Raw genomic sequence first — 12,994 nt, 5'->3', positions numbered from 1 at the left:
TCTATTTAAATTGCTCTCGATACTGACTCGGAGTTACTTGTACCATTTTCTTAAAGTTACGATTAAAATTCGAGGCTGTGCTATAACGCAGCGTCTCAGCAATGTCGGAAATCTTCATATCTGTTTCCTTCAACCACTTCTTGGACACTTCGATTCGATATTGCGATAAATATTCTGTGAAGTTGATCCCCGTATCCTTCTTGAAAACCCTGCTAATATAGCTAGGATGATAATTTAGACGGGCAGCAAAAAGCTCAATATTGAGATCCTTATCATAGCTCTCATGAATGGCTTCAATAATTTCTTTCGAGATATTAACCTCTTGTTTTCTTTGCTTATCCTCCATCCATTTGATCGAGGGTACAAGAATTTCTTGTTCAAACCACGTTTGAATCTTCTCAGGAGATTGCATTCTTAACAAGATATCCGATGTAAAAATATCCTTCTGAAAAATCATCTGAACAGATGCTCCCGCATCTTGCACCAGTCCTGTCAAATTATTTAATAACCTACCTAAAAATATTTGATAATCGTAGTGATTTACAGGATTCTCGAAAAAACGAGAAATGATTTGCTTCAGACCCTCTTTTGCTTGTACAATATCCGCTTGTCTCACGGCTTCTAGAATACGGAACTCTATATCCTTAGGATAACGAAAGTGATCCTGCTTCTCTAGTTGAACCTCATCAATAAAGAGGATAGACTCCTGCCCCAATCGAATGCGATAGTCTAAGGCATCCAAGCTTTCCTGATGCGCCACAGGCGCATGGACGAAATGATTATAGCTTCGACTAATGCCAACACTGACCTTTAATTTTAGGTAGTCTTTTATATTTCGCTGTATACTTTCCGCATTATTGAACACCTGTACCTTAAACGGTACGGCACTATCAGCAGGTGAGCCGACAAACAATAACAGACACTGATTTTGTATAATCGGACTTAGCCTCATCCCTGTAGGAATGATTTCTTCAACCATGTTATGAATCGCATATAACAGTAAGTCAATATCCTTCTCCGAATATTGCGTTTCTTCTAATGTATCAATTTGTAGAGCAATCAAGCACCACTGATCCCAATCAACTGGATAACCGTACTTTTCAAGATTGTCTTCCAGCTCATCTGCCTTAACATCTCCTAGTAATAGCTTGATAACGTAGAATACGCGTGCTTGCCTGTTCAAACTCTCGATCTCAACGACCATTCTCGTTTGCGATTGTACCATTTGTTGAACCTGCTCACCAATAATCTGCAACTCATTCCCCTTTAACGGAATAAGATCAGGCTTGATGAACCTATAAATTCGGCGAATTGGTGAATACATACGAAGGGAAACAATAATTGAAGTGATAACAATAAGAACAATTAGAATACCAATCGCGATGATTGTATAACCTCTTATGATTTTCGACTTTTCAGTTAGGCTCTCCAGTGGGGTTAGAGAAATGTAAGTCCATTGATTATATAGGGACCGATTATAGATGCCTGTATATTTCTTGCCCTTAATCTCATAGCCAAAAAATCCTGATCGCTCAGTCTGATTCAGAAGCTCCGAATAATAAGGCTCATTCTGTACTTTCATTCCAATATTATCAGAATTCAAATGAGAGAGGATGACCCCATCGGAATCTACAATCATAACGGTTCCCAGCTGCCCTCCCCCGGTTAAACGTTTACTTATCTCGTTCATGGGAATGTTAACCGTGATCAAACCATAGGGGTCGGAGGAATTCAGAGGAATATGCTTAATCAGCTTTAATACAAAGCCTAACTTCTCATCTTTAATTAACTTCCAATAGGAACGCTTCTGATCGTCTCGGTAGGCTGTAAGCTGCTGCTTCAATTGTCGAAGATATTCATCCTGTACATTATTCGATTTTCGATCTTCCATGGGGTACACGGACCCACTCTCCACTAGCCAGTTCTTACGAAAGCTGATCAGATGAACATCATTAATGCCCAGCTCGAATACTTGGATTTGTACCAGCTTATAAATCAAGCTCTTAAACGTCGTTAAATACTCATATTGGTAGGGAAGATCGAGCGCAGTAGACATGGAAACTGCGTTTGTCGTCACTGGTCCTCCGATCGTCTGGGTCGTAAGCGTATCGATTGTTCTCAGATGGGACTCCACCTGTTCCTTGTTCTGTTGCAGAATAAGTCGGTTTCCCGCTGTAACCTCCTCCTGAACAATCGTCGCAGATTTCGTGTACGACAAATAACCTAGCAGGAGCAGAGGCAGGATTCCCAGTATACAACTAATAAGAACAAGGCTTTTAAAGAAACTAGGTGTTTTGAATCGTTTCATGTAAGCCTCCTGAAATGATCTCGATACAAAATTCACTACAAGGGGATTGCTCTTGTGGACGCAATCCCCTCTATACGTTATTATTTCTGAGAATATAACTCTGCCAATTCCTTCGCTACCTGGCTGCCACCAATTTTCTTCCATTGCTCAATCGCAGCATCTAGACTCGCTTCATCGATTTTACCAAGAATAAACTGGATGGACGCGTCTTGAAGAACCGTTTTTAATTGTTCACCTTTTTCTATTTGCGTTGGAGAGATCAGCCCAATCGACGGATCAGAAATACTGACAGCTGAATGCTCTTCCATTCTTGATTTCAGCATTACATTCAATTCGGATTTCCCAGGTGGATACATCGCCGCATTGTTGACAATAAGGTTTTTCAAATCGTCAATATTGAATTTCTCGTCACCCGGCTTTTCTTCATTCTCAGTCACTAGCTTCGTAAATTTTTCTGTCGCTTCCGCACTATTCTGGGTATCGAAGTAGCGCAAAACCTTTTTGAGCTCGTCTTCCGTTTTCACACTGGTCTTTGGAATCATCGCTCCGCCGTAATGACCTGCAGTAGCGAACGCTTTACCTGCGATCGGATGTCCAGCGATCAGATCAAAATGGTTTTTGGTTTCTTCCATTTGGAAATAATAGAAAGTAACAACCGCATCTAGCGGTTCAAGACTGATACCAACCTTATTGTTATACAAATCCTTCCTTGCTTCATTACGAACAACAACTGGAAAATTCGCATTGACCAGCCCTTCCGAATACAATTTTCTAACAAATTTCAGACCTTCTTTGTATTCTGCTGTCTCTATATCTTTAATGAATTTACCATCTTCGACTTTCCAATTGTTCGGTGCCCCGAACCAAGAATAGAGATCAGCAGGAATAACACCTTCGTATAACATCATACCGTAAGTATCATCTTTTCCATTACTGTCTGGATCTTTCTCCTTGAAGGCCTTCACCAAATGATAGAATTCATCAACTGTCGTTGGTAATTCCAAGCCTACCTTCTCCAACCAATCCTTACGGATGACCAATCCATTTCTGACAAGCGGACGAGGACGAGGTATAACATACATTTTCCCATCAATTTGTAAATTGTTCAACATTTGTTCGTTATAGTTTGCAAGGTTAGGAAATTCATCTAGGTAGGGTGTGATATCCCAGAACATTCCAGACTCAATACCATTAATAATCGAGGTTGTAAAAGGATTATCTACCATAATAATCTGTGGCATTTCTCCGGAAGCCATCGTAACATTGATTTTCTCCGCATATACGTTAGAAGGAACATATGTCATTTTCAAATCTGCTTTAGATATCTCCTCAACCGACTTGATCACCGCATCATCGTCCGCTGGAGCCGTGTCAGTGTGATAAATGTTCATCATGGAAACGTTCACAATTTCTTCCGCAGCAACATCCGTCGAAACATCTACAGTTGTTGATGGACTCGCAGCAGTTGAAGGACTCTTAGAGCTATTTCCAGCCTCCTCATTTTCCGCATTGCCGCATCCCGACAATACACTTGTAAGCACCAGTATCGTACACAGCATCAGACCCCACGTTTTGTTACCTACAACTTTTTTCAAATCAATACCTCCCTCATTCTATGTTCTATTTTATTTATTAAAAGATGCTGGCGCAATTGACGCCCCATCATTTAACCGCTAATTGTGTACCTTTATAGCAGCAGATAGATGTCCTCGTTGTTCAATTCCAGCTCTCCCTTTTCCAAGTGTTCATGCTCCAGATTGCCGCGTCTAAGCTTCACCTCGGGATCCACCAAATGTTCCCCATTCGTAAGATCAAATTCCCATCCATGCCAAGGACATCGTAAAATTTCATTTTCACGGCCTAATTTATATTCATAAACCTGAGAAGGCAGCCGTGTACTCGTAATCGATCCCTTGCACACCGGAGCACCGAAATGCGGGCATACATTTCTCCAAGCGACTAATTGTCCCTTGACCTCGAATAGCCCAAATTCAATGCCTTTTACCGCGACAAGCTTGCATTTCCCTTCATGAACCTCATCTCTTCTTGCTACCCAATGTTTCTCCACTCTCTATTCCTCCCAATCGATCATCCCTTAACAGAGCCCAAGAGGACCCCTTTTGAGAAATGCTTTTGCAAGAACGGATAGACTAACAATATCGGTAAGGTCGCTACCGTGATTACCGCCATCTTGATTGTATCCGCTGGAATAGATTGCTCTCCTGTTACCACTCCTTGCTCAACAAAGCCAGCTTGCGAAATCAATACGATTTGTCGCATCAGCACCTGGATCGGCCATTTTGTTGAATCGGTAATGTAGAGAATGGCATGCAGATATGTGTTCCATTGGTATACAGCGTAGAACAATGTTAATGTGGCAAGCGCCGGCATGGATAAGGGGATGATGATACGGAACAGCATTCGCAAATCGCCGCAGCCGTCCATTTTAGCCGATTCTTCAATCTCTTCCGGCAAACCTCTGAAGAAGCTGATTAGAATGATGAGATAGAAAGGGATCATCGCTCTCGGAACAAGGAGTGACCAGTAAGAGTTCAACAGCCCCAATTCCTTAACAACCAAATAATCAGGGATGAGCCCGCCATGGAAAATGATCGTAAAAACAATCATGAACATAATCAGCCTACGGAAATGTAATTTCCTTCTGGACAAGGAATACGCCGTAAGTGAAGTGATAATCAAGCTGAGCACTGTTCCAGCAGCAGTGATGAAGATGGTAATTAATAGACTTTTCGGCAAAGCATTCGTTGTGAAAATATATTCGTACGCTTTCAGGGAAAACTCTGTCGGGAAAAGCATGAAATTAGACTCGTTGTAGGCGGCAGTAGATGCAAATGAGCTAGCTATAATATGGATAAATGGCACAAGGGTCACGATAGAGAAAAGAACAAGCAGCGTGGAATTAATTCCGTCAAACATTCGACTGGCTAAAGTTTTATCATTCATCAGTAAATGCCCTCCTCCCCGGCTTGTTTAGCTGCCCTGTTAGCAACCATAACCAAAACCAATCCAACCAAGCCTTTGAATAGACCTACAGCAGTCGCGTAGCTGAGTTGACCATTGATCAATCCAACGCGATACACGTAAGTATCGAACACTTCGCCGACTTCACGGTTTAGCGAGTTGAGCAGCAGATAAACATGCTCGAAGCTCAGATCCAGAACATCACTCAGCCTTAATAGTAACAAGATGATAATCGTACTCCGTATGCCTGGCAGCGTAATATGCCATATTTGTCGCAAACGATTAGCGCCGTCCATTCGTGCGGCTTCATATAGTTCAGGACTAATGCTTGCCAGCGCAGCCAAGTAAATAACTGTACCCCAGCCGCTTTCTCTCCAGATCACCTGCAAGATGTACATAGGTCGGAATAAATCTCTATCCATCATAATAGAGAATGGTTCAAAGCCCACTGTCTTTAACAAAGATTGGAACAAGCCATTCTGTGATTCGAAAATGACGAAGAACATCGAAACGACAACGACCCATGACATGAAATGAGGAATATAAATTAGCGTTTGGATCGTACGTTTGAACCTCATATGTCTAAGTTCATTCAACATTAAGGCCAGAATAATCGGTGCGGGAAACCCAAATGCCAAATTGTAAAAGCTCAGCATTAAGGTGTTCCCCAGCAGCTTGAAGAAATCTGGATCTCCAAACAGACGAGTAAAATGCTTCATTCCAACCCAATCGCTTCCGAGGAATCCCTTGAAAGGATGATAGTCCTGAAAAGCAATGACGACGCCGCCCATCGGAAGATATTTGAACAGCAGGAAGTAAATGAGACCCGGCACCAAGAGAATATAAATCCAACGGTCTCTCTTGATATCCTTCAACACTCTTATCCCATTATTGATCACGGCTTCCCCCCTGACTGTAGGTTCGGCCTTACATGTAATCCATATAGATTGGACGCAGTAGTCGCCTGTATCTTGCTCCGAATCTCTCTTGGAAAAGCAGTAAGCGCTAGCTTAGGATGATCGAAATCCCAGTGTGGATAATCGCTGGAGAACATTACTCTATCCTCAATCCCGCTCATTTGAATGATCTGCACGAGATGCTCCGGGTTTTTCGGCTCCTCAATCGGCTGTGTTGTCAAATAAATGTGCTCTCGAATATATTCCGAGGGGGATTTTTTTAACCATGGTGTAGTATCTCGTAAAGCTTTATAATTCTTATCCATCCTCCACATGAGATGAGGAAGCCAGGCAATGCCGCCTTCGATACCTACAAATTTCAAGCTCGGGAATTTCTCGAACACCCCTTCACAAACTAAGCTATTGATGTGAGTCATATAGTTGGTAGGCAAAATATTGTGCCACTCCATATAGCGAGAAGGATAACCAGAAGAAGTTGGCGCCCCTGCAATTCCTCTCCCCTCCGTACCGGGGTGTATAGCCATTGGTAAACCATTCCGCTCCGCTGCTTCATAGATGGGATGATAAAAGCGCTGTCCGAATGGTGTGCGAGCTCCGCTGCACATAATAACTTGGATGATATCCGGATGCTTACCCAAACGATCAATTTCCTTAGCTGCTGCTATCGGGTCTGCATGATTAATGACCATTGAGCCCTTAAACCGTGGACTTGCACTAAGCCACACATCCACCAAATAGTCATTATAAGCAGCGACAACGGCATTCCCGTAGTCACAATCGGGATTGATTGACATTTCCAATACACTCGCACCTGTCAAGATAGCATAATCAATGCCGTAGCGATCCAGATGATCCTTAATCATATACGTCGGATCACTTCCAGAGGCACCTCCGCTATCTGGTTCAGCATCCTTACGTATTACCCCTACAGGCGAATAATAGGGACTTCCCACTCCAGTTCCAGTTGCCAGCCATTGGCTATGCCAGGGCTTTGCGAGATAAGGAAGTAAATCCTCTGACCTCCTCATTCCATTATGGACATCCGTATCAATTAGATATGGTTTATCAATGTGGTTCGTTGCTTCTGTACTCATGGTCTGCACCTCACCTTAGTCTGATGATCATTGCTTTGGACTTCATACTATAAGCTCAAGGGCTTCCCATCAATAATCAATTTGTGACTAACGTCACGCCTTGTTAGGACTGAGTTTTTCGCGGTGTGCTAATCAAATTCAACACTAAACAAATCAATTCATGACACGGATTACCTTGGCATATCACCCATTCTTGGCGCAAAGACAAAGGAGCCCCTCGCCTATTGTGGCGTGGAGCTCCTTTGTCTTTTATCTTAATTCGTTTTTTCATGCAGCTGTTTGGATATCGATCCAAAATATTGTACAACGACCTCACGGAATTCCAGAGCAGCCCGCGAAATGTACCGACTCCTGTGCCATAACAAAGCTATCTCCCGTACCAATTCGTGATTATCTACTTGGAGATATTTGATATGTTCCCGTGAATTCCTTGCCGTACTTGGTATGAAGGCTATGCCAATTTCTGCTTCCACAAGAGTGCTTAGCCTTGCAGGTTCATCTCCCTCATACACATATTTAGGTACAAATCCAACCGATTTACATATAGAGTCCACTAGATCGCGAGTACCGTAACCTTTCTTTACACCGACAAACCATTCATCCCTTAGTTCTGTCAAGGATACGCTGCTTCGGTCTGCCAGCCGATGCCCCTTTGGAACAGCTACAAGGATTGGGTCAATGAACACGATTTGGCATTCAATGTCATCCCCTTGTATAGAAGGTGAGGACAAGCAGAAATCGACCTCTCCTCTATGAAGAAGCGTAACCATTTCCTGCGTGGTCAGCATTTGCACATGAAATTGGATATTGGGCTGCTTTTTCCGAAACTCTCGAAGGATATTTGGTAACGTGCTTGCGGTGGTCACCGCCAATTCGAGTGTGCCATGTTCCGGGCTGGACAAATCGCTAATCTCCTGCTTCCCCTGTTCCAATTCAAACAAAGCCCTTTCCGCACGGCGAAGGAATCTGCTGCCGAACTCATTCAGTCGCAGCCTCCTCCCTATTCGATCGAATAGAGGGACCCCTAGATCCTCCTCCAAGCGCCCAATTGTTTTGCTTAGTGACGATTGAGAAACGTGCAGACTTCGTGCAGCTTCGGTTACATGTTCCAAACGAGCGACCACGAGAAAATATTGCAGTTGAAGAAGTTCCATTTTGCACACTCCATTCATTCCTTCAAGTCAATGAGATCATAACATGAAATGCGTTGGAATGAATAATCGATTTCAAGTAAGATGACATTAATATGTTTTAGGGGGACCAAAAATGAGTGTTCGCAACTGGTGGTTAATGATTTCGGTCGGTCTTGGGATACTATTGAACCCATTAAATTCTTCAATGGTTTCAGTTGCTCTTCCAAGGCTGCAAAATGTGTTCCAACTTGACTTTACAGTTGTGTCCTGGATTATTTTTTCTTTTTACATTGCAAGTGCTATCGCTCAACCTGTCATGGGAAAGGCCAGCGATTTATTCGGTCGTAGGAAGATATATCTTACCGGGCTTGTTGTAGCCTTCGTTGCATCATTATTAGCGCCACTATCACCAAACTTTGGGTGGCTCATCGTGTTCCGCATTGTGCAATCCATCGGAACAAGCATGATGGTTGCGGTTGGAATGGCTATTGTGCGAATTCATATTACGGAGAAACAAGCGACTGCGCTGTCTGTTTTGTCCATATTCCTATCCGGAGCGGCCGCAATTGGACCTTTTATTGGCGGAGTCATCATTCACTGGTGGGGCTGGCCTGCTATCTTTTTCGTCAATATTCCATTCGTGGTTTTGAGCTTTCTATTATCTTGGAGGCATATTCCTAAGGACGAACCGTCAATATCCGTTGCACAGGGCATGTCCTTTCGTAAATGGTCTGATTTGATTGATGCGTCAGGGATCCTGCTATTCACAGTGGGTCTGGTTGCCCTGCTCGCTTCATTACTTTCAGCAAAATCATCTGGGCAAATCTCATTAAGTAATGTCATTGCCATGCTGATTGGCCTCGTTGCACTGGGGGCTTTTGTACGACATGAGTTCAAAGCGAAGTCACCCTTTATTCCTTTGCGCACATTCGCCAAATATCCTGCGATGACTTGGCTCAATGTCGAATTTATGCTCACTAACGTACTTTTTTACTCACTCTTTTTCGGGCTTCCGTCCTACTTACAAATGGTACGTCATGTCAGCGAGTTCCATACAGGGATTCTCATGTTAAGCTTAGGCTTTTGTTCGCTCGTTACTGCTCCAATAGCGGGCCGATGGATAGATAAATCAGGACCTCGACCCGCATTGCTACTATCCGGAATACTGATGACACTTGGGTCAGTATGGATAGTGACATTGAACCAAACTTCACCGGTTATTAGTGTATGTTTGGCTTTAGCTGCATTTGGTATTAGCAACGGGTTGAACAATGTCGGTATGCAAGCGGCTTTGTTCAAAAGTTCTCCAAAAGAAATTATAGGTGTAGCATCCGGAATATTTAATACATCAAGATACCTGGGAACCATTCTCTCTTCATTGTTGATAGGCATCGTAATGGGAGGTAACTTCAGCTTCGAAGGATTTCGAGTGCTTGGGATTATCCTCACGGTAATTGCATTGTCCTTGGTATTCATGAGTCAGCGGCGCCGGGAGTCAGGGCAATTGGAAGAGTCAGTAGGTTCATCAAGTTCAAATTAGAAGGAGTATCGATGTCGGGAGGAATCGTTGCTGTAGTTACTTATCAGCCTTATAACTCAAAAGAATTACTAGTTAACTCCATGCTCAAAATCCATAGTTTCTCAGCATTTTGACTATCATTCGCGTAATTAGGATAGCTTTCCGAACCGAATATGTTCTTCAATTGTGCAAAACCTTTTTCACTTGTGGATGGCTTAACAATTTCTCTCTTGTGATTGATTAGCTGGCCAGTTACATCGCGGAATTCTTCCGAGGTACAAATATAAAAATAGTTGTCTGCCATGCCGGCTGGTATAGGATTAGTCAAATTTTGAGCCCTAGCAAGCACTTTCCAAAATGAGCTTAGTTTGTTTATCGTTTCTTTTGATAGTTTTACCCGGTTTATTTGAAGAGCGTTGACTTTAATTCCTCTGCTTTTCAATTGATCTGCCAACTTGAAGGTTAAAATCAATAACGCCATTTTTGAGTCTCCGTACATCTTATATACGTTGTAACGCCGCTTATTTCGGAATTCACCGCGCAAATTATCGAAATCGATTTTTCTTTTTGGATCGAAGAAGTTTTTAATATTTGTCGTACACGCGTTAAGAATTCTCGGGTCTTGCGATTTTTGAAGATGGTCTGTTAGTAAACTAGTCATTAAAAAAGGACCAAATGTATTCGTAGCAAATGACAATTCGATATGTTCAGGACTAAGTTTATATTCTTTCTCACCATAATTTAAGTAAGCAGCGTTATGTATTAAAATGTCTAAACGCGGGTATTTGGCTATGAAAGCTGAGCAGAATTTACGAATACTATCAAAAGAAGAAACATCCAGCTCCATCAAATCTACGTGGATATTGTCTGTTGCTTGTGTGATTTCTTTTTGCACTGATTTACTAATCTCCATATTGCGGCAAGCCATGATAACATGATATCCCTCGGTAGCAAATTTTAGCGCTGCTGCTTTTCCGATCCCAGAATTTGCACCCGTTATAATAACAATCTTATCTTTCATGCCGAACCTCCTATTTAATTTTCTTCATTTTGTCCTTGATGCCATCAAAGTCTTTGGGTGTTTTATGCATGCTGCATATCATTAAATATACAGGTTTCCATTAACAGATAGTGCACTTTAATGTTAAAAATACTAATTTTTTTCGGGCTAAAAAGACGGCTATTGATGAAATAATCAGCTGACGATATACTTACAGCATAGGTCGTGAAGAACACGCCGCTTTTATACAAACAATCCCTAAATGGGGTTGGTTGTATGAAGGCGGCGTTTTTTATTTTACTAGGGGGAGAGTAGATCAAGGTGTCTCAATTTGAACACAAATATAAGGAATGGTTACACGCGAATATGGATTCAGAGAAAAATCAGAGAAGACTCCAATTGCTCAATAAGGGACTAGGCCACGGAACAGTTGAATTTCTACGCTCAGTATGGTTTCCCGCTGTCGGTCATTTCGATCACCTGCTTCCCGAATGGGAGGTTCGTGATTTCAATAATGGCTATCGTTATCTGGATCTTGCCTATATGCCAGGAGGCGCAAAAGGTGGGATTGAGATTCAAGGCTATGGATCCCATGCAAGAGATCTTGATGTAAGGCGATTCAAAGACCTATGTAGACGACATTTGTTTATTATCTCTTGATGGTTGGATGTTGCTGCCTGTTGCTTACCCATCTATCACGGATGAACCGCAACAATGCCAGCAGCTAGTTCTCGCTTTTATCGGCAAGTTCATTGCATCCGATGTGCCTTCTCAGCTGATGTGCTCAGAAGCGGAAACCTTACGATTAGCACGACGTCTACTTCGACCGCTAACTCCTTTGGAACTCGCGCACCATCTTAGAATAAGTGATCGTCATGCAAGACGTATTTTGTTTAAACTCGTTGAACTGCAACTTTTAGAGGTAGCAAGTGGCCATCAACGTTTTCGTACTTTTAAAATCCGATTGTGACTCTTATTATTGCAAGTAGCATGGCTAGTTACGGACATAACGGACATGGGATCCGCTATTTATACGATTTGGCTCCTTTTTAGATTTTAACGGACATGAGATCCGCTATTTGCTAAAAATCAAGGGTTTTTGGGTGTTAAAACACAAATAACGGCTTTCATGTCCGTAACAAACTCAAAATCCTCTTGAATTCTTATTTAGCGGAACTAATGTCCGTTAGCACAGTGTTAGAGGTATCAAGTGGCCATCAACGTTTTCGTACTTTTAAAATCCGATTGTGACTCTTATTATTTGCAAGTAGCATGGGCTAGTTACGGACATTGGTTCCGCTAATTATACAATTTAGCTCCTTTTTAGATTTTAACGGACATGGGATCCGCTATTTGCTAAAAATTAAGGGGTTTTAGGTGTTACAACACAAATAACGGCTTTCATGTCCGCAACAATCTCAAAATCCTCTTGAATTCTAATATAGCGGAACAGATGTCCGTTAGCACAGTGTGAGCGGTAGCAAATGGCCATCAACGTTTTTGTACTTTTACAATCCGATTGAGACTGTTATTTTCCGAGGTGCATGGGCTAGTTACGGACATAGGTTCCGCTAATTATACAATTTAGCTCCTTTTTAGATTTTAATGGACATGGGATCCGCTATTTGCTTAAAATTAAGGGGTTTTGGGTGTTACAACACAAATAACGGCTTTCATGTCCGTAACAAACTCAAAATCCTCTTGAATTCTAATATAGCGGAACAGATGTCCGTTAGCACAGTGTGAGCATCGATTGATATCAAATACTGAGTTCGTTCACAGTTAACTGGATATGCAGGTTCGTGGGTTCATAGGTTCTTGGATTCGTAGGTTCTTGGGTTCATAGGTTCTTGGATTCGTAGGTTCGTGGGTGGGTTCGTGAGTTCGTGAGTTCGTGGGTTTGTGGGTTTGTGGGTTCCTGGGTTCCTGGGTTCCTGGGTTCGTGAGTTCGTGGGTTCGTGGGTTCGTGGGTTCGTGGGTTCGTGGGTTCGTGGGTTCGTGGGTTCGTGGGTTCGTGGGTTCGTGGGTTCGTGGGTTCGTG

General features: G+C 42.5%; 9 protein-coding genes and 1 pseudogene. 2 read left to right on the top strand and 8 right to left on the bottom strand.

The window, feature by feature from the left end:
* Position 1 precedes the first annotated feature (1 nt).
* From AC787_RS05705 to AC787_RS05675, 7 genes are all read right to left on the bottom strand, one after another.
* On the bottom strand, positions 2-2,308 hold the full coding sequence (locus AC787_RS05705; protein ID WP_054023894.1) for a helix-turn-helix domain-containing protein: 2,307 nt from the start codon (positions 2,306-2,308) through the stop codon (positions 2-4).
* Between the two features lie 80 nt (positions 2,309-2,388).
* Positions 2,389-3,903: an extracellular solute-binding protein gene (locus AC787_RS05700; RefSeq protein ID WP_054023893.1), complete on the bottom strand. Its 1,515-nt coding sequence runs from the start codon at positions 3,901-3,903 to the stop codon at positions 2,389-2,391.
* Between the two features lie 92 nt (positions 3,904-3,995).
* Positions 3,996-4,376 carry a Rieske (2Fe-2S) protein gene (locus tag AC787_RS05695; RefSeq protein ID WP_054023892.1) on the bottom strand — a complete coding sequence of 127 codons (381 nt, stop codon included), beginning with the start codon at positions 4,374-4,376 and terminating at the stop codon, positions 3,996-3,998.
* 20 nt (positions 4,377-4,396) lie between these two features.
* On the bottom strand, positions 4,397-5,272 hold the full coding sequence (locus tag AC787_RS05690) for a carbohydrate ABC transporter permease (RefSeq protein WP_054023891.1): 876 nt from the start codon (positions 5,270-5,272) through the stop codon (positions 4,397-4,399).
* On the bottom strand, positions 5,272-6,174 hold the full coding sequence (locus tag AC787_RS05685; RefSeq protein ID WP_414730970.1) for an ABC transporter permease: 903 nt from the start codon (positions 6,172-6,174) through the stop codon (positions 5,272-5,274). Before AC787_RS05685 ends, AC787_RS05690 begins: the two co-directional genes overlap by 1 nt.
* Before the next feature lie 11 nt (positions 6,175-6,185).
* A complete protein-coding gene (locus AC787_RS05680) occupies positions 6,186-7,301 on the bottom strand; it encodes an amidohydrolase family protein (RefSeq protein WP_054023889.1) in 1,116 nt (371 codons plus the stop codon).
* A gap of 254 nt (positions 7,302-7,555) precedes the next feature.
* A complete protein-coding gene (locus AC787_RS05675; RefSeq protein WP_054023888.1) occupies positions 7,556-8,455 on the bottom strand; it encodes a LysR family transcriptional regulator in 900 nt (299 codons plus the stop codon).
* A 112-nt stretch (positions 8,456-8,567) separates the two neighbouring features.
* On the opposite strand from AC787_RS05675, the gene AC787_RS05670 reads away from it, so the two are divergent.
* Positions 8,568-9,974, top strand: a complete 1,407-nt coding sequence (locus AC787_RS05670; RefSeq protein ID WP_054023887.1) for an MFS transporter — start codon at positions 8,568-8,570, stop codon at positions 9,972-9,974.
* 49 nt (positions 9,975-10,023) lie between these two features.
* On the opposite strand, the gene AC787_RS05665 is transcribed toward AC787_RS05670, so the two are convergent.
* Complete coding sequence (locus AC787_RS05665; protein WP_054023886.1) at positions 10,024-10,974, bottom strand: SDR family NAD(P)-dependent oxidoreductase; 951 nt, start codon at positions 10,972-10,974, stop codon at positions 10,024-10,026.
* Positions 10,975-11,319: 345 nt separating this feature from the next.
* Between AC787_RS05665 and AC787_RS05660 the strand changes: the two are divergent.
* Positions 11,320-11,923: pseudogene (locus tag AC787_RS05660) on the top strand (transcriptional regulator).
* Positions 11,924-12,994: the final 1,071 nt, after the last annotated feature.

The sequence above is a fragment of the Bacillus sp. FJAT-28004 genome, from assembly GCF_001280845.1.
Lineage (GTDB): Bacteria > Bacillota > Bacilli > Paenibacillales > Paenibacillaceae > Pristimantibacillus.
This window is presented reverse-complemented; position numbering and strand designations above follow the sequence as displayed.

Coding starts and splice junctions, on each gene's coding strand:
- AC787_RS05705 (WP_054023894.1), bottom strand. CDS start 2,308: ATGAAACGATTCAAAACACCTAGTTTCTTTAAAAGCCTTGTTCTTATT.
- AC787_RS05690 (WP_054023891.1), bottom strand. CDS start 5,272: ATGAATGATAAAACTTTAGCCAGTCGAATGTTTGACGGAATTAATTCC.
- AC787_RS05680 (WP_054023889.1), bottom strand. CDS start 7,301: ATGAGTACAGAAGCAACGAACCACATTGATAAACCATATCTAATTGAT.
- AC787_RS05675 (WP_054023888.1), bottom strand. CDS start 8,455: ATGGAACTTCTTCAACTGCAATATTTTCTCGTGGTCGCTCGTTTGGAA.
- AC787_RS05670 (WP_054023887.1), top strand. CDS start 8,568: ATGAGTGTTCGCAACTGGTGGTTAATGATTTCGGTCGGTCTTGGGATA.
- AC787_RS05665 (WP_054023886.1), bottom strand. CDS start 10,974: ATGAAAGATAAGATTGTTATTATAACGGGTGCAAATTCTGGGATCGGA.